This is a genomic window from Nocardioides sp. YIM 152315 (genome assembly GCF_029210375.1).
Classification (GTDB): Bacteria; Actinomycetota; Actinomycetes; order Propionibacteriales; family Nocardioidaceae; genus Nocardioides.
Window position 1 is genome coordinate 14,518 of the sequence record NZ_JARGER010000013.1, and the last position, 21,134, is coordinate 35,651.

At 72.2% G+C, this 21,134-nt stretch carries 20 protein-coding genes and 1 riboswitch; of the genes, 6 read left to right on the forward strand and 14 right to left on the reverse strand.

Annotated features, from left to right (window positions below; genetic code table 11):
* The first annotated feature begins 21 nt into the window (after positions 1-21).
* Together PZ894_RS03115 and PZ894_RS03120 are read left to right on the forward strand one after the other, a co-directional pair.
* Positions 22-1,542 (forward strand): TldD/PmbA family protein, encoded by a 1,521-nt coding sequence (locus tag PZ894_RS03115; protein ID WP_275742376.1) that lies wholly within the window; start codon positions 22-24, stop codon positions 1,540-1,542.
* Positions 1,542-2,930 carry a TldD/PmbA family protein gene (locus PZ894_RS03120; protein ID WP_275742378.1) on the forward strand — a complete coding sequence of 463 codons (1,389 nt, stop codon included), beginning with the start codon at positions 1,542-1,544 and terminating at the stop codon, positions 2,928-2,930. The genes PZ894_RS03115 and PZ894_RS03120 overlap by 1 nt, the downstream gene beginning before the upstream one ends.
* A 29-nt stretch (positions 2,931-2,959) precedes the next feature.
* On the opposite strand, the gene PZ894_RS03125 is transcribed toward PZ894_RS03120, so the two are convergent.
* On the reverse strand, positions 2,960-3,634 hold the full coding sequence (locus PZ894_RS03125) for a hypothetical protein (RefSeq protein WP_275742380.1): 675 nt from the start codon (positions 3,632-3,634) through the stop codon (positions 2,960-2,962).
* A gap of 198 nt (positions 3,635-3,832) precedes the next feature.
* Between PZ894_RS03125 and PZ894_RS03130 the strand changes: the two genes are divergently transcribed.
* Positions 3,833-4,351: a hypothetical protein gene (locus PZ894_RS03130; RefSeq protein ID WP_275742382.1), complete on the forward strand. Its 519-nt coding sequence runs from the start codon at positions 3,833-3,835 to the stop codon at positions 4,349-4,351.
* A gap of 72 nt (positions 4,352-4,423) precedes the next feature.
* Positions 4,424-5,194, forward strand: a complete 771-nt coding sequence (locus PZ894_RS03135; RefSeq protein ID WP_275742384.1) for a hypothetical protein — start codon at positions 4,424-4,426, stop codon at positions 5,192-5,194.
* Positions 5,195-5,197: 3 nt separating this feature from the next.
* Here the strand turns inward: PZ894_RS03135 and PZ894_RS03140 are convergent, their stop codons facing one another.
* The 13 genes from PZ894_RS03140 to PZ894_RS03200 form a co-directional block, all read right to left on the reverse strand.
* Positions 5,198-6,532 (reverse strand): serine hydrolase domain-containing protein, encoded by a 1,335-nt coding sequence (locus PZ894_RS03140; RefSeq protein WP_275742386.1) that lies wholly within the window; start codon positions 6,530-6,532, stop codon positions 5,198-5,200.
* A 70-nt stretch (positions 6,533-6,602) separates the two neighbouring features.
* Positions 6,603-9,500, reverse strand: a complete 2,898-nt coding sequence (gene gcvP / locus PZ894_RS03145; protein WP_275742388.1) for an aminomethyl-transferring glycine dehydrogenase — start codon at positions 9,498-9,500, stop codon at positions 6,603-6,605.
* A 71-nt stretch (positions 9,501-9,571) separates the two neighbouring features.
* A riboswitch (glycine riboswitch) is annotated at positions 9,572-9,672 on the reverse strand.
* 88 nt (positions 9,673-9,760) lie between these two features.
* The gene (locus tag PZ894_RS03150) at positions 9,761-10,315 is read right to left on the reverse strand and encodes a MerR family transcriptional regulator (RefSeq protein ID WP_345799133.1); all 555 of its coding nucleotides are present in this window, start codon (positions 10,313-10,315) and stop codon (positions 9,761-9,763) included.
* A gap of 254 nt (positions 10,316-10,569) precedes the next feature.
* Positions 10,570-11,037, reverse strand: coding sequence for a bifunctional nuclease family protein (locus PZ894_RS03155; RefSeq protein ID WP_275742391.1), 468 nt, complete (start codon positions 11,035-11,037; stop codon positions 10,570-10,572).
* A 31-nt stretch (positions 11,038-11,068) separates the two neighbouring features.
* Entirely contained in the window at positions 11,069-11,764 is a 696-nt protein-coding gene (locus PZ894_RS03160) for a MerR family transcriptional regulator (protein ID WP_275742393.1), read from the reverse strand.
* A gap of 50 nt (positions 11,765-11,814) precedes the next feature.
* The gene (locus tag PZ894_RS03165; protein ID WP_275742395.1) at positions 11,815-12,330 is read right to left on the reverse strand and encodes an FHA domain-containing protein; all 516 of its coding nucleotides are present in this window, start codon (positions 12,328-12,330) and stop codon (positions 11,815-11,817) included.
* A 135-nt stretch (positions 12,331-12,465) separates the two neighbouring features.
* Positions 12,466-12,852 carry a glycine cleavage system protein GcvH gene (gene gcvH, locus PZ894_RS03170; RefSeq protein ID WP_275742397.1) on the reverse strand — a complete coding sequence of 129 codons (387 nt, stop codon included), beginning with the start codon at positions 12,850-12,852 and terminating at the stop codon, positions 12,466-12,468.
* 70 nt (positions 12,853-12,922) lie between these two features.
* Positions 12,923-13,705 carry a DUF881 domain-containing protein gene (locus PZ894_RS03175; RefSeq protein ID WP_275742399.1) on the reverse strand — a complete coding sequence of 261 codons (783 nt, stop codon included), beginning with the start codon at positions 13,703-13,705 and terminating at the stop codon, positions 12,923-12,925.
* Between the two features lie 16 nt (positions 13,706-13,721).
* The gene (locus tag PZ894_RS03180) at positions 13,722-14,054 is read right to left on the reverse strand and encodes a small basic family protein (protein ID WP_275742401.1); all 333 of its coding nucleotides are present in this window, start codon (positions 14,052-14,054) and stop codon (positions 13,722-13,724) included.
* On the reverse strand, positions 14,051-14,941 hold the full coding sequence (locus PZ894_RS03185; RefSeq protein ID WP_275742403.1) for a DUF881 domain-containing protein: 891 nt from the start codon (positions 14,939-14,941) through the stop codon (positions 14,051-14,053). Before PZ894_RS03185 ends, PZ894_RS03180 begins: the two co-directional genes overlap by 4 nt.
* A complete protein-coding gene (locus tag PZ894_RS03190; protein ID WP_275742405.1) occupies positions 14,934-15,533 on the reverse strand; it encodes a CDP-alcohol phosphatidyltransferase family protein in 600 nt (199 codons plus the stop codon). The genes PZ894_RS03185 and PZ894_RS03190 overlap by 8 nt, the downstream gene beginning before the upstream one ends.
* A gap of 189 nt (positions 15,534-15,722) precedes the next feature.
* Entirely contained in the window at positions 15,723-16,772 is a 1,050-nt protein-coding gene (locus PZ894_RS03195) for a hemolysin family protein (protein ID WP_275742407.1), read from the reverse strand.
* Positions 16,769-18,157 (reverse strand): hemolysin family protein, encoded by a 1,389-nt coding sequence (locus PZ894_RS03200; RefSeq protein ID WP_275742409.1) that lies wholly within the window; start codon positions 18,155-18,157, stop codon positions 16,769-16,771. The genes PZ894_RS03195 and PZ894_RS03200 overlap by 4 nt, the downstream gene beginning before the upstream one ends.
* Before the next feature lie 252 nt (positions 18,158-18,409).
* Here PZ894_RS03200 and PZ894_RS03205 point away from each other — a divergent pair, with 252 nt between their 5' ends.
* Positions 18,410-19,852: a DUF1800 domain-containing protein gene (locus PZ894_RS03205; protein ID WP_275742411.1), complete on the forward strand. Its 1,443-nt coding sequence runs from the start codon at positions 18,410-18,412 to the stop codon at positions 19,850-19,852.
* 5 nt (positions 19,853-19,857) lie between these two features.
* Positions 19,858-21,102 carry a DUF1501 domain-containing protein gene (locus PZ894_RS03210; RefSeq protein ID WP_275742413.1) on the forward strand — a complete coding sequence of 415 codons (1,245 nt, stop codon included), beginning with the start codon at positions 19,858-19,860 and terminating at the stop codon, positions 21,100-21,102.
* Positions 21,103-21,134 lie beyond the last annotated feature (32 nt).

A 21,134-nucleotide genomic window follows, 5' to 3' on the forward strand; every position in this document is an offset into this window, starting at 1 on the left:
AGCGTCCGATAGGTTCGCGACATGGGCGCCCGCGAGCTGGATCCGACGTTCACCGCACTCCCCTACCGCAGCCTCGGTGACGCGGCCCTCGCCCGGGCCGCGGAGCTCGGCGCGACGCACGCCGACTTCCGGTTCGAGCGGGTCCGCTACCAGGAGCTCGCCGTCCGCGACGGCGCGCTCCAGGGCGCGAGCGACACCGAGGACCTCGGCTTCGCCGTGCGGGTCGTGCACGGGGGCGCATGGGGTTTCGCCTCCGGCGTCGTGCTCACGCCCGACGAGGCGGTCCGGGTCGCCGAGACCGCCGTCGCGGTGGCGCGGGTCGCCGCGGAGATGACCAGCAGCCCGGTCGAGCTCGCGCCGGAGCCGTCGTACGACGACGTCACCTGGGTCTCGGCCTACGACGTCGACCCCTTCCAGGTGCCCACGGCCGAGAAGACCGCCCTGCTGGTGGACTGGACCAACCGCCTACGCTCCGGCGCCGCCGTCGACCACGCCTCCGCGCACCTCCTCCAGGTGCACGAGAACAAGTACTACGCCGACCTCGCCGGCACCCGCACGACCCAGCAGCGCATCCGCCTCCACCCGGGCTTCGAGGCGATGGGGGCGGGCGCCGACACCTTCGACTCGATGGCGAGCATCGCGCCGCCGGTGGGTCGGGGCTGGGAGTACCTCACCGGCGGCGAGCACAGCTGGGACTGGGACACCGAGATCGAGGAGGTGCCCGAGCTGCTCGCCGAGAAGCTCAAGGCGCCGAGCGTCGAGGCCGGCAGCTACGACCTGGTCATCCACCCCTCCAACCTGTGGCTGACCATCCACGAGTCGATCGGGCACGCCACGGAGCTCGACCGGGCGCTCGGCTACGAGGCCAACTACGCCGGCACGTCGTTCGCCACCCCCGACAAGCTCGGCACGCTCCAGTACGGCAGCGGGGTCATGAACGTCACCGGCGACCGGACCGTCGAGCACGGACTCGCCACCATCGGGTACGACGACGAGGGCGTGGCCACCCAGAGCTGGGACATCGTCAGGGACGGCGTGTTCACGGGCTACCAGCTCGACCGGGCGATGGGCCTGAGGCATCCCGAGCTCAACGGCAGCCGCTCCAACGGCTGTGCCTACGCCGACTCACCCGGCCACATCCCGATCCAGCGGATGGCCAACGTGTCGCTGCAGCCGGCCGCCGACGGCCCCTCCACCGAGGACCTGATCGGCCGCGTCGAGCGCGGGCTCTACGTCGTCGGCGACAAGTCGTGGTCGATCGACATGCAGCGCTTCAACTTCCAGTTCACCGGCCAGCGCTTCTACCGCATCGCCGACGGCGAGCTGGTCGGGCAGGTCCGCGACGCGGCGTACCAGGCCACCACGACGGACTTCTGGAACTCCCTCGACGCGGTCGGCGGCCCCGACACCTGGGTGCTCGGCGGTGCGTTCAACTGCGGCAAGGCCCAGCCCGGGCAGGTCGCGGCGGTCAGCCACGGCTGCCCCACGTCGCTCTTCCGGGACGTCCGGATCCTCAACACCCTCACCGAGGCGGGCAACTGATGACGCTCTCCCCCCAGTCCTTCGTCGAGCACGCCCTCGCGACGTCGACGGCCGACGACTGCATCGCGCTCGTGCGCGACACGACCAGCGCCAACCTGCGCTGGGCCAACAACACGCTGACCACCAACGGCGTCATGCACGGTGTCGACGTCACGGTGATCTCGTTCGTGCGCAGCGCCGCCGGCACTGCCGCCGGCTCGGTCACCGGCACGGCGACGGACCTGGCCGGGGTCACGGCCCTCGCCGAGTCGGCGGATCGGGCCGCCCGCGCGTCCACGGCGGCCGAGGACGCGGCGGACCTGGTCGCCGACGCCACCTCGGCCGACTGGGACGACGCGCCGGTGCCGACCGACGTCCACGTCTACGACGCGCTCGCACCGGCCCTGGGCGAGGCGTTCGGCCGCGCCGATGCTGCCGGGCGGATCCTCTACGGGTTCGTCAACCACGAGATGACCACGACGTACCTCGGCTCGACGACCGGCCTCCGCCTGCGCCACGTGCAGCCGACCGGCCACTTCGGCTGCACCGGCAAGCCGACCGACCTCTCGACCAGCGCGTGGGTCGGCGGCGCCACCCGCGACTTCACCGACGTCGACCCGCTCGCCTTCGACGCCGAGCTCGAGCGCCGCCTGGGCTGGGCGCAGCGCAAGGTCGACCTCCCGGCCGGGCGCTACGACACGATCCTGCCGCCGAGTGCCGTCGCCGACCTGATGATCGACGCCTACTGGTACGCCGGCGCGCGCGTGGCGCACGAGGGCCAGTCGGTCTACAGCAACCGTGCCGGCGGCACCCGGGTGGGCGAGCAGATCGCATCCGCCGGCGTGCACCTCTTCTCCGACCCGGGCCACGCCCCGATCCAGTGCGCGCCGTTCAACGTCGCCTCGCAGTCCGGCAACGAGACCTCGGTCTTCGACAACGGCCTCCCGCTGGGCCGGACCGACTGGATCCGCGACGGCGTCCTGACCTCGCTGCTCCAGACCCGGCACTCGGCCGCCATGACCGACCTGCCGGTCACCCCCGGCATCGACAACCTCGTGCTGTCCGTCGACTCCGCGTCGGGCACCGAGGCCGACCTGGTCGCCGGCACCGAGCGCGGGCTGCTGCTCACCTGCCTCTGGTACATCCGCGAGGTCGACCCGCAGTCCCTGCTGCTCACCGGGCTGACCCGCGACGGCGTCTACCTGATCGAGGGCGGCGAGATCACCGGCGCCGTCAACAACTTCCGGTTCAACGACAGCCCGGTCGACCTGCTGCGCCGGTTCAGTCACGCGTCGGAGACCGTCCCGTCGTTCAGCCGCGAGTGGGGCGACGACTACTTCTCGCGTACGGCGACCCCGGCCCTGCGGGTGCCCGACTTCAACATGTCGAGCGTGTCGCAGGCGCAGTAGCGCCGGTCGAACCGGTTCAGCAGAGCGGTTCAGCAGAGCGCGCGGTGCGCTGCCTTCGCGCCGCGCAGTTGACGCTTCGCCTTCACGACCCGGTGCTTGCCCTGGTGAACCTTCTTCGCTGCCCGCTTGACGACGCGGCGTGGCTGGTCCGAGGCCTTCGCCGAGCGCAACGCCCGCTTGGCCCGCTTCAGCGTCTTGAGCTTCTTCGCGACGGACTTCTCCTTCGCCGTGACCTGCGCGGCAGCCGACGCACAGGTGCCGCCGATCGTGAAGTCGACCACGGTGGTCGCCATCGGGTCGCGGAAGGTGTCGTGGAGATATCCGCAGAGCCGGTACCTGCCGGTCGGCCGCCCTGCGAAGACCTCCGCCACGTCATAGGTCTCGTCGATCCAGTTCTCCAGCCAGAACCCCCACCGGTCGTCTCCCTCCTGGTCGTAGAAGGTCGCCTCCGCCAGGTCGGCGGTCGGCGGGCACGCAGGCGCTCCCGGGGCGAGCAGGACCGAGACGTAGATCGACCCGCTTCCGTCGGTCGCGGTCCCGGTCGCACGCACCTGGAACGAGTCGTCGCGCCCGGGGACCTGGGGCGCCACGCCGAGTGCGATCGAGTCCCCGGGCGCCGCAGCCGCGCCACCCCCTCCGGTCAGCACCAGTGCTGATGCGGCCAGGCCGGCAACCAGCGTCCGCACCCGTGTCGATCCCGTCATCCTCGGCTCCCTCGTCAGTTCACGCGGCTGTCCCTGCCCGAGAGTTGCTGCAAAGACCAATCACGCTAGAGCGTGCGACCTCACCATGCAGGCGGTTCCGGAAAGTTCAGCGAGATTGATCGCACCGCGGGTGCAACCAGCGGCACTCGACGGGCGTATCCCGGGTGTTCATCCACACCACGCGGAAAGCGAAACGTCATGCGAACCCAGCTCATCCCGGGCGCCCTGGCCGTCGTCGCGACCTCTGCCCTCGTCGGGCTGGGGACGACGACCGCCAGTGCCCGCACCACCACCCACGAGGTCGGCACGGTCATCGAGTGCGCCGGCCACGCCGGCAAGGTCCCGGTCCGGGTGAACCTCTACGAGAGCAAGACCCACGGCAACACCCTCGAGGTGCTCGTCCACGACGGCACCGGGCGCGAAGCCGGCCGGACCGTCGAGACGAGGAAGCCCTTCGTCGTCGGCGAGGACGTGCTCGCCCGCACGCGGGTCGGAGGCAAGCGGGTCCGGTTCCACGGGACCACCGAGCCCACCGGCGAGGTGAAGCGCATCCGCCGCGTCGAGGAGGACGCCGGCCAGCGAATCGTCACCAACGGCACCCACACCATCCTCGACCCGAAGATCGTGGCCGTGTACGCCGGCAAGCAGGGCAGGCTCACGTGCGACCACGCCTTCGACTTCGACCAGCTGGTCAGGAGGACATCGCTCGTCGATTGAGTGAACCGCGTACGCCGAGGGCGCCGGCGCCCTACTCTCCCACCGACCTGTCGTCTCGGGATCGGAGCTCCTTTGCGCACCAGTGCCCTCGTCCGCCTGGCCGCTGTCGTCGCCGCCACCCTCCTGGGCACCTCTCTCCTGTCCGCGGGAGCGGCCGCCGCGGACGAGGCGGCGCCGCCGGTGGTGGTCGCGGACACCGTGACGCTGTGGCCGGGCCAGATGACCCAGGTCGACGTGCTGGCCAACGACCGCTCGCCCGTCGGCGACGACCTGGCCCTCTGCCGCTTCCCCGAGGCCGACTTCTACTCCGACGGGGCGAGGACCCCCCACGTCGTCGTGTCCCACAGGACCGTGGAGATTCTCGGTGACGAGGCCGAGCCTGGATCGGTCCTGGTGGGATCGAGGCCGCGATCGCACGGCACCCGCGTGATCGACTACTACGTCTGCGACCACACCCACCTCGTGCCGGCAACGCTCACCATCGTCCTGCGCGACGTCAAGCCGGTCGAGGTGACCGAGGTCGCCGGGCGCAAGGGCCTGCTGAGCGTCACCAACGACAACGACGCGGCCGTCCGTCTCCTGTTCGGCCCGCGGCGTGGGAAGCGCGACGGCCGGGTCTCGATTCCGGCCCACTCGACCCGCACGGTGCGGATCCAGCGGCACACGATCGCCTGGATGGCCCTGATCGGCCCCGGCTCCCTCAGGGGCTCCGGACTCTCGTCGCCCGGAATCGCGGGGCACGGGATCGTGAAGCACATCAAGATCAAGGGCGACCCGTTGCCGAGGCCGAAGGGGGGCGACCACGCCACGAGCGCGCTCGTGCCGAGCCGCCGGGGCGCCTGATCCTCAGCCCGGATGGCCCCCGGGGATGGGGGCCTCCGGGTCATACGGCTCGCGCGTGTAGATGAACGTCGCGATGTCGAGGTGGCCGACGGAGCCGTCGGCGCGGCGTACGACGCGCAGCTCCTCGCCGGCGTGGTAGCCGGAGAGCCCGACGACCCGGCCGTCGACCACCGCGAACCGGTAGAGCTCGACGCCGCTGCGTCGGGCGACCAGGGCGGTGCCCTCCATCGCGAAGACGATCGGCGTGTTGCCCCAGTGCCACACGCCGGGCACCCCCGCGAGCTCGAGCGGCAGGGCCGGTGACGGCGTCCAGGCGGGCGCGATCGTCGGCTCGCAGCGCTCGAGCTCGTCGAGCAGCTCGATGACGATCGTCGCGGGCGAGTAGCCCACGGTGCCGTTCGTCAGCACGACACCACCGACGCGGCGGCCCCGGTCGACGAGGGTGGTCGCGAGGAACCCGGGCATCGAGCCGGTGTGGCCGGCCAGGGTGCCCGACCCGCCCGGGAGGAGCTGGAATCCCAGCCCGTGGCCGGAGCGCAGCCCGTCCTTGGGGTTGCCCGACTGCGGCGCGAAGGCCCGCGCCAGCGCGTCGGCCGAGAGCACGTCGGGGTGACCGTCGAGGAGGAACGTCGTGTACCGCGCGAGGTCGGTGATCGTCGCCCAGACCTGGCCGGCGGGCGCCATCGCGCCGGTGTCGGTCGCCGGCTCGGCGACCAGCGTGGACTCGTACGGGTGCACCGACCAGCCCGGCGCGGCCGCGCCGTCCGGCAGGTACGACGTGCGCGCCATGCCCAGCGGAGCCAGGATCCGCTGCCGCACCGCCTCCCACCACGTGCCGCCGAGCAGCCGGGCGACGAGCTCGCCGAGCAGCGCGTAGCCGAGGTTGGAGTAGTGGAACTCCTGGTGGGCAGGGAAGACCGCGCCCGACCCGTCGTTCGCCGCCACGAGCTCGTCCCACGGCAGGCCGGCCGAGCGCTCCCACCACGACCCGGCCGGCTCCGACTGCATCCCGGAGCTGTGGGCGAGCAGCGTGCGGATCGACCGGTCGGCGTAGCCGACGTCGCCGAGCACCGCCGACGCCGGGTCGTCGAGCGCGATCCGGCCGTCGCGCACCAGCTGGAGCACCAGCACCGCGGTCATGGTCTTGGTGATCGACCCGATGCGGTACTGCACGTCGAGCGGGTCGTGGCCGGGCGCCGCCGGGTCGCCGTACGCGTCGAACCAGACCGGCTCGCCGTCGCGGACCAGCCCGGCGACCACCGAGGGCAGCCGTCCGGTGGACTGGGCGTGGGCGAGCCGCGCCCGCAGGCGCCGCGCGGTGTGGTCCGAGACGCTCATCCGGGGTCCCCGCGGAAGCGTGGGCTGGAGGAGCGCAGCGGGGGAAGCCCGCGGTTCGGTGGGGTGGACTTCATTCGGCGAAGGCCTCGAGCGGCGGGCAGGCGCAGACGAGGTTGCGGTCGCCGTACGCCTGGTCGATGCGGGCCACCGGCGGCCAGTACTTGTCGCCCGCTCCGTTGGGTCCAGTGATGCCGGTGGGGAAGACGGCCTCCTCGCGGGTGTAGGCGCGCTCCCACTCGCCGACCAGGGCGCGCGAGGTGTGTGGCGCACCCCGCAGCGGCGAGGTCTCCGGGGTCCACTCCCCCGCGGCGACCCGGTCGATCTCGCCGCGGATCGCGATCATCGCGTCGACGAAGCGGTCGATCTCGGCGAGGTCCTCGGACTCGGTCGGCTCGACCATCAGCGTGCCGGCGACCGGGAACGACATCGTCGGGGCGTGGAAACCGTAGTCGATGAGCCGCTTCGCGACGTCGTCGACGGTCACGCCGGTCTCCTTGGTCAGACCGCGCAGGTCGAGGATGCACTCGTGGGCGACCAGGCCACCGTGGCCCCGGTAGAGCACCGGGTAGTGCTCCCCCAGCCGGGTCGCGACGTAGTTGGCGGACAGCACCGCCGCCGCCGTGGCGCGGGTGAGGCCGGCGGCGCCCATCAGCCGGATGTAGGCCCACGAGATCGGCAGGATGCCCGCCGAGCCGTACGGCGCCGCGCTGATCGGTCCGATGCCGGAGCGCTTGGCCTCCTCGGGATGCATCGCGTGGGAGGGCAGGTACGGCGCGAGGTGGTCGCGCACGGCCACCGGACCGACGCCGGGTCCGCCTCCGCCGTGCGGGATGCAGAAGGTCTTGTGCAGGTTGAGGTGGGAGACGTCGCCGCCGAACTCGCCCGGCTTCGCAAAGCCCAGCAGGGCGTTGAGGTTCGCCCCGTCGACGTATACCTGGCCGCCGCGGCCGTGCACGATCGCACAGAGCTCGGTGATGGTGTCCTCGTAGGCGCCGTGGGTCGAGGGGTAGGTGACCATGATCGCCGCGAGGTCGTCGGCGTGCTTGTCGCACTGGGCGCGCAGGTCGTCGAGGTCGACCTCGCCGTGGTCGCCGGACTTCACGACGACGACCCTCATGCCCGCCATCACCGCGGAGGCGGCGTTGGTGCCGTGGGCGGAGCTCGGGATCAGGCACACGTCGCGGTGGCTCTCGCCGTGCGCACGGTGGTAGCCGCGGATGGCGAGCAGCCCGGCGAGCTCGCCCTGCGAGCCGGCGTTGGGCTGGATGGAGACGTGGTCGTAGCCGGTCACCTCGGCCAGCCAGCCCTCGAGCTCGGAGACCAGCTGGCGGTAGCCCGCGGCGTCCTCGGCGGGGGCGAACGGGTGCAGGTCGGCGAAGCCGGGCAGCGACACCGGCTCCATCTCGGTGGTCGCGTTGAGCTTCATCGTGCACGAGCCCAGCGGGATCATGCCGCGGTCGAGCGCGTAGTCGCGTGCCGAGAGCCGGCGCAGGTAGCGCAGCATCGCCGTCTCGCTGTGGTGGGTCGAGAAGACCTCGTGGGTCAGGTACGGCGTGGTGCGCCGCAGCGCGGCGGGCAGCGCGTCGGGTGTCACCGCGTCGACCGCGTCCAGGTCGGTGCCGGTCACCCCGAACGCCTTGAGCACGCTGGCGATCGTGGACCGCGTCGTGAGCTCCGAGGTGCTGATGCCGACGTGGTCGGCGTCGACCGGGCGCAGCTGGAGACCCAGCCCGCGCGCCGCGGTGACCACGTCGAGGGCCCGACCGGGGACCGGCACGACGAGGGTGTCGAAGAACTGGCGGTGCAGGGGCGCGAGGCCCGCGTCGGCGAGGGCCGTGGCGAGCACGGCGGCGTACCGGTGGGTGCGCAGCGCGATCGAGCGCAGGCCGTCGGGGCCGTGGTAGACGGCGTACATCGACGCGACGACGGCGAGCAGGACCTGGGCGGTGCAGATGTTGGAGGTCGCCTTGTCGCGGCGGATGTGCTGCTCGCGGGTCTGCAGGGCCAGGCGGTACGCCGGGCGCCCCTCGGCGTCGACGGAGACGCCCACCAGGCGGCCCGGCAGGTGGCGCTCGAGGCCCGCGGCGACGGCCATGTAGCCGGCGTGCGGCCCGCCGTAGAAGAGCGGGACGCCGAACCGCTGGCTGGACCCGACGACGACGTCCGCGCCGAGCGTGCCGGGAGCCTCGAGGAGCGTCAGCGCCAGCAGGTCGGCGGCGACGACCGCGAGGGCGTCGCGCGCGTGGGCCTGCTCGATCACGTGGCGCGGATCGACGAGGCGGCCCGAGGTGCCGGGGTATTGCACCAGCACCCCACACAGGCCGCGCTCGAGCAGGGCCTCCGGGAGCCCGTCGGTGAGGTCGACGACGACGACGTCGATGCCCATCGCCTCCGCGCGGGTGCGCACCACGTCGATGGTCTGCGGCAGCGCGTCGGCGTCGACGACGAAGGGGCCGGCGGCCTTCTTCTTCGCCCGGCGGACGAGCGTCATCGCCTCCGCCGCCGCCGTGCCCTCGTCGAGCAGCGACGCGTTCGCGGTCGGCAGCCCGGTGAGGTCGCCGACCACGGTCTGGAAGTTCAGCAGCGCCTCGAGCCGGCCCTGCGAGATCTCGGGCTGGTACGGCGTGTAGGCGGTGTACCAGCTGGGGTCCTCGAGCACGTTGCGGCGAACGACGGGCGGCGTGATCGTCGCGTGGTAGCCGAGCCCGATCATCGCCTCCCCCGGCCGGTTGGCGTGGGCGATCTGGCGCAGCTCGCGCGCGGTGGCCTCCTCGCTGAGCGGCCGGGGCAGGTCGAGGGTCTCCGCGGCCCGGATCGCCCCGGGGACGGCGGCGTCCATCAGCACGTCGAGCGAGTCGAAGCCGAGGCGGTCGAGCATCGTCGCGATGTCGGGCTCGCGGAGCCCGATGTGGCGCTCGACGAACGGCAGCGCGCCGTCGAGCTCGGTGAGGGTGGGCCGGTCTGACATGTGGTGGGGCTCCTCGAAGATCGTTCGGGTGCCTCCCCCTCTGTCGCACCGCCGCTGGTGCTTCAGAGTGCCTGACCCGCACGGTCCGGTGGCCTGAGAGGTTCCGGGGAGGAATTGCCCCTTCGGCGCCCCGGTCCGAAGAGCATCCCGGGGACTCTCCCGTGCAGGAGTGTCAGCGTGCCCAACTTACCAATCACCCCTCGAATGACGCTGACCCGCCCGAAAGTTTCGGGCGGGTCAGCGTGACGTGCGGAGGTGGGTCAGCCGGTCTTGCGGGCGGCCCGGCGAGCCGCGAGCTCGTCGCCGGGGGCCGGCTCGGCCTCGGCGTCGGCGGTGCGCTCGGACGGGAGCTCGGCGAGCGTGCCCTCGATCTCGTTCCAGACGCCGCCGATGGCGATGCCGAACACGCCCTGGCCGCCTTGGAGCAGGTCGATGATCTCGTCGTTGCTGGTGCACTCGTAGACCGAGACGCCGTCGCTCATCAGCGTGACGCGGGTCAGGTCGTCGGTGCCGCGCTCGCGCAGGTGCTGCACGGCGCTGCGGATCTGCTGCAACGAGATGCCGGCGTCGAGCAGCCGCTTGACGACCTTGAGCAGCAGGATGTCCTGGAACGAGTAGAGCCGCTGCGACCCCGACCCCTTGGCGCCGCGCACCGTCGGCTCGATCAGGCCGGTGCGGGCCCAGTAGTCGAGCTGCCGGTAGGTGATGCCGGCGGCGTTGCAGGCGGTCGGACCGCGGTAGCCGGTGTCACTGGGCAGCGGGGAGACGTCGTCGGTGAAGAGCAGTCCTTGCTCGTCCGCCGCCTGGGCAGCCAGCGACGCCTCGGCGTCGTGCTGCTGCTCGTTCTCGTTCACACGGTCCTCCGTGGGCTACTCCGTTGACCGTAACTCCTTCGGGGAAGGTGCCGAACGCCCGGTGCGGGTGTCACAGCGATGGAGTTACAACAGAGACAGTTCAAGGTAGGCCGCGCCGACCGGCCCGTCAAAGACATGGGCGGCGTGTCGCAACCCTCAACCTCTGCTTGAGGGTGAGGGTCTGGGCGTGCCGAGCGTGCGTGCGATCGGTGCGCCTACTTCGCGTCGAAGTCCTCGGGGGTGACGTGGTCGAGGAACTCGCGGAACCTCTCGACCTCGTCCTCCTGCTCGGCAGGTACGGCGAGACCGGCCTCGTCGAGCACGTCCTCCGCGCACACGATCCGGGTGCCCGTGCGCAGGGCGAGCGCGATCGAGTCCGAGGGGCGCGCGCTCACCTCGGTGCCGGAGCCGAAGACCAGGTTGGCGAAGAACACCCCGCCCTTCACCTCGGTGATCTGGACCTCCGTCAGCTCGTTGCCGGTCGCCTCGAGCACGTCCTTCATCAGGTCGTGCGTCAGCGGACGCGGCGGCACCACGCCCTGCTGGGCGAACGCGATGGCGGTCGCCTCGACCGCGCCGATCCAGATGGGCAGGTAGCGGTCGCCCGCCACCTCGCGCAGCAGCACGATCGGCTGGTTCGAGGGCATCTCGACCCTGACTCCCAAGACATCGACTTCGCGCACGCGTTCACCCTACTCCGCCGTGGTGAGTGGGTCAGGCGCCGCGGAGCCCGGCCTTGACCAGGGTCGCGTGCAGCCGCACCGAGAGGGCGGCGATCTCGCTGATCGTCTCCTCGGCGCGAGCCTTCGCCGCCGCGTCGTGGCTCCGCTTGTGCGGCGCCACGATCTGCTCGACGAGGCCGACCTCGCGGTCGGCCGCGGTCTTGAAGGCGCGCAGGTGACGCGGCTCGAACCCGAAGTCGGCGAGCTCGCGCGCGGTCTGGGCGATCACCAGCGCGTCGGTGTCGTAGTGGCCCGTGCGCGACGGCGCGAGGACGCCGAACTGCTCCAGCTCGCCGAGCAGTTCCTCGGAGATGCCGGCGATCTTGACCAGCTCGCGCCGCGACAGCCGCAGGTTGTCCTGCCGGCGGAACGACTCCGGGCTCGGCAGCCCGTCCGCGGACAGCGTCACCTTCGGGACGGTGGGTACGACGGGGTCGATCGGCGGCGGCTCGAGCCCGCGGTCGATCGCGTCGAGGTGCTCGCCGATCACCCGCAGCGGCAGGTAGTGGTCGCGCTGCATGCGCAGCACGTAGCGCAGCCGCTCGACGTCCTCGGCCGAGAACTTCCGGTAGCCCGCCGGGGTGCGCTCGGGCTTGATCAGTCCCTTGTCCTCGAGGAACCGGATCTTCGGGATGGTGATGCCCGGGAAGTCGGGACGGAGCCGGTCGAGCACCTCCCCGATGTTCATCCGGGCCCGAGGCGAGGGGGCCGCGCCCGAGGCGGAGCCAGCCGTCATGTTCACGCCGTCGGGTGCCCCGAGAAGAACACCAGCCGGAACTTGCCGATCTGGACCTCGTCGCCGTCGTTGAGCTGCACCCGGTCGATGCGGTCGCGGTTGACGTAGGTGCCGTTGAGGCTGCCGACGTCGCTCACGGTGAACGACTCGCCCTGGCGGTGGAACTCCGCGTGCCGACGCGAGACCGTCACGTCGTCGAGGAAGATCTCGCTGTCGGGGTGACGACCGGCGCTCACGACGTCCTGGTCGAGCAGGAAGCGGCTCCCCGAGCCCGGGCCCCGCTGGACCACCAGCAGCGCGTGGCCCGCCGGCAGCGCGTCGACCGCGGCCGCGTCGACCGGGTTGAGTTGCCGGTCGGAGGTCTCGACCTTGTCGGCCGCGCCGATCTGGATCGTCGCCGTCGAGTCGCTCGGCGCCTCACCCGGACCCGGCGCGGGCGTCGCGAGCCGGTTGCCGCACTGGGCGCAGAAGCGCGCGTCGTCCGGGTTCTGCGTGCCACACACTGTGCAGAACGGCATCGGGTCAGTCCTTCGATCTCACGGCTTGCCCTCGCGGCGAACCCTCAAGGGACGGCTGAGGTTGACGGTTGCCCCGAACCTATCAGCCAGGTCGGGGCGATCAAGCGGACTCGCGGCCTTTGGTCGGGCGCAGGCTCAGCCCTCGAGGGTGCCCTGGTACGCCGTCGCGTCCATCAGGCCGTCGAGCTGCCCTCGGTCGGACGGCACGACCTCGAAGAGCCAGCCCCCGCCGTACGGGTCGCTGTTGACCAGCTCCGGCGTCGCGTCGAGCGCCTCGTTGCGGGCCACGACCTCACCCGAGAGCGGCGCGTAGACGTCGCTCACGGACTTGGTCGACTCCAGCTCCCCGCAGGTCGAGCCGGCCTCGACGGTGTCGCCGATCTCCGGGAGCGAGACGTAGACGATGTCGCCGAGGGCGTCCTGCGCGTAGTGGGTGATGCCGATCCGCACGGCGCCCTCGTGCTCGCCGGGCTCGCGCACCCACTCGTGCTCGGTGGTGTACGTCAGGTCGTCGGGGTACACGTCGTCTCCTCGGGGGGGTCGTCGGGGTCGTCGGGTCGGGCCGGATGGGTGCCGACGGGTCAGCGCGAGGTTACTGCGACGAGTCGGGTTCGGCGTACTCCGGTCGGCGCGGCTCGACGACGGCGGTGATGTCGAGCGAGGCGAGCTCCTCCACCTCGACGGTCGCGCCCTCGTCCTCGAGCTGGTCGCGCGGACCCTTCGGGAAGTCGATCGCACCGTGCAGGGTGCCCGGTTCGCCGATCACGTCGATGACGTACGGCGAGCTGACGAGCGTGCCGTCGATCTCGATGCCGCCCACGGCGTCCTCGAACGAGGTCTGCGCCACCGCGCGCACCTCCTCGTTGAACTGGATCGCCTCCGCGTCCGCCGTCCGCAGCTCCTGCACGAGGTCGACCATGGTGTCGACGTCGACGGTGCCTTCGTTCTCGGTCACCGTGACCCGGATGCCGGGGCCGGTCACCGGCACCAGGCCCGCCATGATCGCGAGCGTGTCGGCCGTGTTCTCGGCCTCGGCGATCGCGGCCTCGCGCTGACCGGTGTCGGACTGCAGGTCGTCGCGGGTCCGTTCGAGCCGTGCGATCTCGGCCTCCGCGCGCTGGGTCTGCGCGGCGAGGCCGGTGAGGACGTCGATCAGGTCCTGCTCGCGGAGGCTGGCGTAGGTGTTGTCGACGTTGGTGAAGCGCACCTGCGTCACCGCGGCGTAGCCGACCAGCGCGAGCAGCAGAGCGACGACCACCTGCCCGCGCGAGGGACGCAGGACCGCGCGGCGCAGCCGGTCGCGGCCGGTCTGCGCCCGCCCGGGCTCCTTCTCGGGTGCGGATCGGCGCTCGTCGTCGGACATGGGGTCAGGCATGGGGTCAGGCATGGCGTCAGGCGTGGAAGAGGTGGCGCCGGATCGCGGCGACGTTGGAGAAGATGCGGATGCCGAGGACGACGATGACGCCGGTCGAGAGCTGGCCGCCGACCCCGAGCTTGTCGCCGAGGAAGACGATGCCCGCGGCGATCACCACGTTGCTGACGAACGACACGACGAAGACCTTGTCGTCGAAGATGCCGTCGAGGTAGGCGCGCAGCGCGCCGAAGACGGCGTCGAGCGCGGCGACCACGGCGATCGGGAGGTAGGGCTCCAGCCAGTTCGGCACGTCCGGCTGGAAGAGGATGCCGAGCACGACGCCAGCAAGGAGCCCGAGAGCGGCGATCATGGCGCGGTCTCCTTCCCGTGGTTGATGCGGTTCTGCTCCGCGGTCCCCTCCACCGCGTGGCGCGGACGACGCAGCGTGGCGGCGGGGAGCGTGAGGTCGTCGACATTCTGTCGTTTCACGGGGAAGCCGAGCACATCGACGAGGTTGTTGAACCTCAGACCGCTCGTCGTGTCGAGCAGGTCGGCCTCGAGGGTCCTGGTGTCGCCGATCGCGGAGACGGCGTACGGCGGCGACAGCGGCGGCGACCCGTTGAGGTTGATGGCCGCACCGGTGTTGAAGATGGCGGAGCGGGCCGTGAGCCGCTTGCCGTTGATGGAGATGGCCTCCGCGCCGGCCGCCCAGAGCCCGTTGACCAGCGTCGCCAGGTCCTCGGCCCGGACGGCCTCCCCGTCGGGAGCGTCGTCGACGGTGATGACGACCCCAGGGCCGCTGACCGCGCCGAACCCGGTGAGCGCCGCCAGTCGCTCCACGCGGTTGTCGACGGCCTGCTGGTCGTCGGAGGCTCGCTCGTACGCCGACTGCAGGGTGACCAGCTGCTCCCGCAGGCGCACGATCCGTCGCTGCAGGCCGGCCGCGTCCTCTCGCTTCGCCGACATCTGCTCGAGCAGCGAGTTGCGGTTCGCGGCGTTGATGCCGGACGACGCCGAGGTCTGCACCGCGGCGACCGTCACCAGCACGCCGAACGCCGCCACGACCGCCGCGGCGATCCAGTGCGAGCGACGGCTGGTGCCCGAGGACTCCTCCGACTCCGCTCCCGACGCCCTCGCCGCCGCCCGCTGGTCGGCGACGTGCCGGTAGTCCTCGTCGAGGGACTCCTGGGTGATCAGCGTCAGCAGCGGGGTGCGGGCCCGGTCGACCGACGACGCGGGCGCGCGGTCGTCAGGCATCGCTCACGGCCCGCCGTCGCTCGGTGGTGCGCAGCAGCGTGCGCACCTGCCAGGCGTAGAGGATGCCGGCCCACCAGTAGAGGCCGATGCCCCAGATCGCGAACGCCCAGCCGAAGACCTGGGCGAGCGTCGCGACCGTGCCGTCGCCGTCGCCGAGCAGCAGCAGCGGGAAGGCGTAGAGGAGGTTGAACGTCGCGGCCTTGCCGAGGAAGTGCACCGGCAGCGCGCTGTAGCCGCGGGTGCGCAGCAGCGGCACGAGGCCCCACAGCAGCAGGTCGCGCAGCGGCAGCAGGAGCGCCACCCACCAGGGGACGATGTCGCGCAGCGCGAGGCCGACGACCACGGCGAGGATGTACAGCCGGTCGGCCACCGGGTCGAGCACCTGACCGAGCGCGGAGGTCTGGCGGAGCCGTCGGGCGAGGTAGCCGTCGAGGAAGTCGGTGATGCCCGACAGCGCCAGCACGCCGAGGGCGAGCAGGTCGGCCTCCGGTCCGAGGACCAGCCAGAGGAACAGCGGGACGCCCGCCAGCCGCAGCATGCTCAGCAGGTTGGGCAGCGTCCAGACACGGTTCCGCGTCGCGTCGTCTCCCACCGTGTCCCGTTCCTGCGATTCTGCCGGGGTCCTTGCCGAGCACACCTTAGCCGCCGTACGCCGCGCGCCCCGAGTCGCCGTGCGGACCGGGTTCGGGCCGACTTGTCAGGCCGGGGTGTCGGGCCAGCGTGTCGGGCCGGGGTATGTCGGGCCGGGGTATGTCGGGCCGGGGTGTGTCGGGCCGGGGTGTCAGGCTGGCTCGTCGAGATGCGCGGCGTCCCGGATCTCGCCGACCAGCTCCTCGATGACGTCCTCGAGCGTCGCGAGGCCCAGCGTCGTGCCGTCGGTGTCGACGACGCGCGCCATGTGGGCGCCGCGGCGCTGCAGGGTCTCGAGCGCATCGTGGAGGGCGTCGGCGGCGGTGACCGGCGCGAACGGCCGGATCCACTTGTCCTCGACCCGGCGCTCACGGCGCGCCGGATCGGTCTCGAGCACGTCCTTGATGTGCAGGTAGCCGATGAGCTCGCCGTCGTCGGCGGCCACCGGGAACCGGCTGAAGCCCGTCGCGGCGCAGACCGCCTCCACGTCGGCCGCCGACGAGCCGCGGCGCACGGTCGTCAGGGTGTCGGCAGGCATCAGCACGGCCGACACGGTCTTCTCCGTGAAGCCGAGCGCGCCGGAGAGACGGTCGTACTCGTCGCTCTCGATGAGGCCCTCGCCGTGGGACTCCTCCACGAGTGCGGCGACCTCCTCGCGCGTGTACGTCGAGCTCACCTCGTCCTTCGGCTCGATCCGCATCAGCCGGAGGGTGCCGTTGGCGATGGCGTTCAGGGCGACGATCAGCGGCCGGAGCACGGTCACGATCGCGAACATCGGCGGCCCGAGCACGAGCGCCGCCCGGTCGGGCCCGGCGAGCGCGATGTTCTTCGGCACCATCTCGCCGAGCACCACGTGCAGGAACACCACGATCGCGAGCGCGACGACGAAGGCGATCGGGTGCAGCAGGCCGTGCGGCACGTGCACCGCCTCCAGCAGCGGCTCGAGCAGATGGGCCACCGCCGGCTCGCCGACGGCGCCGAGGCCGAGCGAGCAGATCGTGATGCCGAGCTGCGCGCCGGCCATCATCAGCGAGACGCGCTCCATCGCGCGCAGCGTCGTCCGGGCCAGCCGCGATCCCTCCTGTGCCCGCGGCTCGATCTGGCTGCGTCGGGCGGAGACCAGGGCGAACTCCGCCCCGACGAAGAACGCGTTGAGCGCCAGGAGCACGACGGCGAGCGCGACCGCTGTCGGGGCGTTCACGCCTCGTCACCCCCGGTAGGCGCGGGTGCGTCGGCCGGTCGACCGAGCAGCCGCAACGAGAGCCGGTCGATGCGCAGCCCCTCCATCCGCTCCACGGTGAGGACGGCGAGCCGCTCCCGGGTCTCGTAGTGGTCGGCGTCCGGCGACTCGCTGCGGTCGGGCACGACGATCTCGGCGACGTCGCCGACCGCGGGCACGCGGCCGAGCGTGCGAAGCACCAGACCCGCGATCGTGTCGTAGTCCTCGTGGTCGGGCAGCTCGACGCCGGTCGCGTCCTCGACCTCGTCGGGACGCAGGAGCCCGGACAGCGACCAGCTGCCGTCGCGCAGCCTCCTCGCCCTGGCGCTCAGCCGGTCGTGCTCGTCGGAGATGTCGCCGACGATCTCCTCCACGACGTCCTCGAGCGTGACGATCCCGGCGAACCCGCCGTACTCGTCCATCACGACCGCGAGCTGGAAGCCGTCCTTGCGCAGCAGCGCGAGCAGCGGGTCTAGGCGCAGCGAGTCGGGCACGACGATCGGCTTGGCCGTCAGGTGCTTGAGCTTGGTGGTCGCGCGCTCCCCCACCGGCAGGGCGACGGCGTGCTTGACGTGCACGGTGCCGACCACGGTCTCGTCGGCGTCGAGCACCGGGAAGCGGGAGTGCCCGGTCTCGCGGGCCCTCTCGATCAGCGCCGTCGCGCGGTCGTTGCTGCCCAGCGTCGTGGTGCGGACCCGGGGGGTCATGATCTCGGCCGCGGTGCGGGCGCCGAACTCCACCGACCGCTCCATCAGCTCGGCGGTCTCGACGTCGAGCGTGCCGAGGTCGGCCGAGCGCTGGATGAGCGAGGCGAGCTCGGTGGAGCTGCGGGCGGAGCGCAGCTCCTCCTGGGGCTCGATGCCGAGCCGGCGCACGATCGCGTTGGCCGACCCGTTGAGCACCCGGATCGGCCCGCGGGCGATCGTGGTGAAGGCGCTCTGGAATCGCTCGGTCGCGAGCGCGACCGCCATCGGCCTCGCGAGCGCGAGGTTCTTGGGCACCAGCTCGCCGAAGAGCATCGTGAGCACCGTGCTCAGCGCCAGCGCGATGCCGATCGCGACCGGCGTGACGGCGCCCTCGGGCGTCCCGAGGTCGGCGAGCGGCTGGTCGATGAGCCGCGCGATGGCGGGCTCGGCCAGGTAGCCGATGGCCAGGTTGGTGATCGTGATGCCGACCTGGGCACCGGAGAGCTGCGTCGACAGCGAGCGCAACGCGCCCTGCAGGCGGCGGGCGCGACCGTCACCGGCCGCGACGGCCCGGTCGACCTGGCCCCGGTCGACGGTGACGAAGGCGAACTCGGCCGCGACGAAGACGCCGCATGCCGCGACCATCAACAGGGCGGTGGCGATCAGGAGCCACGTGTTCATCGGTGCTCTCCCGGGTCAGAATGCGCGACCGGGGAGAGCCGGGGACTTTGAGAGCCGTCCATGGCGGGGTGTGTGGGTTCCTCACGGGAGGTGGACAGGTCCCGACGAATGTTACCGGCGGATCGGTGACCGAAAAGATTCGCCGCGGATGCAGCGCGACCGCGGCCGACCGCCTACGGTAGACGCGACCACGGTCCGCGCACCTTCTCGGGATCAGGTCCCGTGTCCCCGTCACGCCCTCGGAGTCAGCCCATGCCGGACCTGCTGTCCCCCGCGGCACGCCACCTCGTCGGTCGCTTCTCGTACGGCGTCACGCCGGCGCTCGCGCGCGACGTCCGCCGGGCCGGCGGTGCGCGCGAGTGGTTCGAGCGCCAGCTGGAGCCGGGGAGCATCCGCGACGGCGCCGCCGACCGCGTCCGCGGCTGGTGGCCGAGCCTCGACCGCGGCCCGACCGAGCTCTGGAAGCGTCAGGACAAGGAGATCGAGGGCGGCTGGGAGGTGATGGCCGACTACCAGCGGTGGGTGCTGCTGCGCCGGATGCACTCGCGCCGCCAGCTCCACGAGGTCATGACCGAGCTCTGGGAGCACCACTTCAACGTGCCGGTCAACGGTGACGCCCAGTTCACCTGGCGCGCCGACTACGGCGACGTCATCCGTCGGCACGCGCTCGGCCGCTTCGACGAGCTGCTCCGCGAGGTCGTCACCCACCCGGCGCTGCTGATCAGCCTCGACAACGTCAGCTCCACCAAGGAGTTCCCCAACGAGAACCTCGGCCGCGAGCTGCTCGAGCTCCACACGGTCGGCCGGGGCGCCTTCGACGAGCGCGACGTGAAGCACTCCGCGCGGATCCTCACGGGCTGGACGGTCGACATGTGGGAGACGTTCCGCCGCAGGTACGACGAGGAGGCCCACGCCCGGGGTCGCGTGAAGGTCATGGGCTTCCGGCACCGGAACAAGAAGGCCGACGGACGCGAGGTCACCCGCGAGTACCTCCACTACCTCGCGCACCACCCGGCCACGGCCCGCACCGTGGCGCGGCGCCTGGCGACCAAGTTCGTCCGCGACGACCCGCCCGCCGCCCTGGTCGCCGAGCTCGCCCGGGTCTACCTGCGCCACGACACCGCGATCAGGCCGGTGCTGCGCGCGCTCGTGGACTCGCGGGCGTTCCGGCAGTCGGTCGGCGCCAAGGTCCGCGACCCCGGCGAGGACCTCGTCGCGACGTACCGCGCCCTCGGCATCACGGTCCGCCGGCCGCCGACGGGCGAGGCCGGCGAGAGGTTCGCCGCCAACCAGCTGCTCTGGCAGGTCTCGGGCATGGGCACGATGCCCTTCTCGTGGCCGCGGCCCGACGGGCAGCCGATCGACAACGCCTCGTGGGCCTCGCCGGCGCGGCTGATCGCGTCGATGGAGGTGCACCAGAGCCTGGCCGCCGGGTGGTGGCCGACCGCCGGTGCGCACTACCGACGGCCGGAGGCCTGGCTCCCGCGACGTCGGGTGCGTTTCGAGGACCTCGTCGACGACCTGTCGCGCCGCATCCTGCACCGGCGCGCGACGCCGCGGCTGCTGAAGGCCTGCTGCCAGGCGACCGGCTGCAAGCCGCGCGAGCGCATCACCGCCGATCACGACCTGGTGCGGTGGGGCATGTACCGCCTGCTCGCCACCCTCCTCGACTCCCCCGCCCACCTGACCCGGTGATGACCATGACCTCTCCCCAGCTGCCCTGCTGCGCCGAGTTCGCCGCCGTGTCCCGGCGCGGGCTCTTCTCCGGCGCGGTCGCCCTGGCCGGCGCCACCACGCTGGTGGGCTCGGCCGCCGTCACGACCTCGGCGTCGTCGGCCACGCCGGCCACCGCAGTCCTGGTGGTGCTCTCGCTCCGCGGCGCCGCCGACGGGCTGTCGCTCGTGGTGCCGCACGCAGACCCGGCCTACCACGCGGCCCGGCCCGCCATCGGCGTCCCCAGCGACCGGCTGCTCGTGCCCGACGGCATGTTCGGCCTGCACCCCGAGCTGGCGCCGCTCGTGCCGCTGTGGAGCGAGGGCCGCCTCGCCGCCGTCCACGCGACCGGGCTGCCGGCGCCCAACCGCTCGCACTTCGCCGCCATGGAGGAGGTCGAGGACGCCGACCCCGGGTCGTCGGTGCGCAGCGGGTGGCTCAACCGCCTGATCGGTGCGACCCCGGGCAGCTCGCCGCTCAACGGCTTCAACATGTCGGGCGGGGTGTCGCCGACGTCGCTGTTCGGGCCTGCGCCGACGATGTCGGCCGGCGAGGTCGACGACGTGGAGCTGCCCGGCGAGGGCGACGACGACCGGGGGCGTCGCCGGGCGTCGCTGCGCACCCTGTGGGGCCACGACCGCTCGGCGCTGGGGCGCGCGATGCGCTCGACGTACGCCGCGGTGGACTCGTTCGGCCCGGCGAAGGCCGCCTTCGACAACAGCGCGAGCTACCCCGCGACCGACCTGGGTCGCGCGATGGCCGAGGTGGCCCGAGCGATCCGGGGCAACGTCGGCATCGAGGTGGTCACCGTCGATCACGGCGACTGGGACATGCACTCGGGGATGGGCTCGGCCGACGGCGGCTGGATGGCCCGGAACGCCCAGGAGCTGGCCGGCGCGATCGCGGCGTTCTTCGGCGACCTCGGCGACCAGGCGTCGAAGGTGACGCTGGTGACGATCAGCGAGTTCGGGCGCCGCGTCGTCGAGAACGCCAGCCAGGGCACCGACCACGGCTACGGCAACGTCATGTTCGTCGCCGGCGCCGGGGTGAAGGGCGGCCGCTACTACGGCCGGTGGCACGGCCTCGGCACCGGCTCGGACGCCGACCTCCTCGTCACGACCGACTACCGCAGCGTGCTCGCCGAGATCGTGTCGACGCGCTTCGGTGCCTCCACGGCGCAGGTCTTCCCGCACTTCTCGCCCGAGTCGGTCGGCGTGATGACGTCGCTCTGAGGTCGCGGTGGGGCCCCCGCGCGCCCATAGAC

What these genes read in the sequence shown, in the direction of transcription:
- PZ894_RS03115 (WP_275742376.1), top strand. Translation starts at nt 22, where the DNA reads ATGGGCGCCCGCGAGCTGGATCCGACGTTCACCGCACTCCCCTACCGC.
- PZ894_RS03120 (WP_275742378.1), top strand. Translation starts at nt 1,542, where the DNA reads ATGACGCTCTCCCCCCAGTCCTTCGTCGAGCACGCCCTCGCGACGTCG.
- PZ894_RS03125 (WP_275742380.1), bottom strand. Translation starts at nt 3,634, where the DNA reads ATGACGGGATCGACACGGGTGCGGACGCTGGTTGCCGGCCTGGCCGCA.
- PZ894_RS03130 (WP_275742382.1), top strand. Translation starts at nt 3,833, where the DNA reads ATGCGAACCCAGCTCATCCCGGGCGCCCTGGCCGTCGTCGCGACCTCT.
- PZ894_RS03140 (WP_275742386.1), bottom strand. Translation starts at nt 6,532, where the DNA reads ATGAGCGTCTCGGACCACACCGCGCGGCGCCTGCGGGCGCGGCTCGCC.
- gcvP (WP_275742388.1), bottom strand. Translation starts at nt 9,500, where the DNA reads ATGTCAGACCGGCCCACCCTCACCGAGCTCGACGGCGCGCTGCCGTTC.
- PZ894_RS03160 (WP_275742393.1), bottom strand. Translation starts at nt 11,764, where the DNA reads ATGAACATCGGGGAGGTGCTCGACCGGCTCCGTCCCGACTTCCCGGGC.
- PZ894_RS03165 (WP_275742395.1), bottom strand. Translation starts at nt 12,330, where the DNA reads ATGCCGTTCTGCACAGTGTGTGGCACGCAGAACCCGGACGACGCGCGC.
- PZ894_RS03175 (WP_275742399.1), bottom strand. Translation starts at nt 13,705, where the DNA reads ATGCCTGACCCCATGTCCGACGACGAGCGCCGATCCGCACCCGAGAAG.
- PZ894_RS03180 (WP_275742401.1), bottom strand. Translation starts at nt 14,054, where the DNA reads ATGATCGCCGCTCTCGGGCTCCTTGCTGGCGTCGTGCTCGGCATCCTC.
- PZ894_RS03185 (WP_275742403.1), bottom strand. Translation starts at nt 14,941, where the DNA reads ATGCCTGACGACCGCGCGCCCGCGTCGTCGGTCGACCGGGCCCGCACC.
- PZ894_RS03200 (WP_275742409.1), bottom strand. Translation starts at nt 18,157, where the DNA reads ATGAACACGTGGCTCCTGATCGCCACCGCCCTGTTGATGGTCGCGGCA.
- PZ894_RS03205 (WP_275742411.1), top strand. Translation starts at nt 18,410, where the DNA reads ATGCCGGACCTGCTGTCCCCCGCGGCACGCCACCTCGTCGGTCGCTTC.
- PZ894_RS03210 (WP_275742413.1), top strand. Translation starts at nt 19,858, where the DNA reads ATGACCTCTCCCCAGCTGCCCTGCTGCGCCGAGTTCGCCGCCGTGTCC.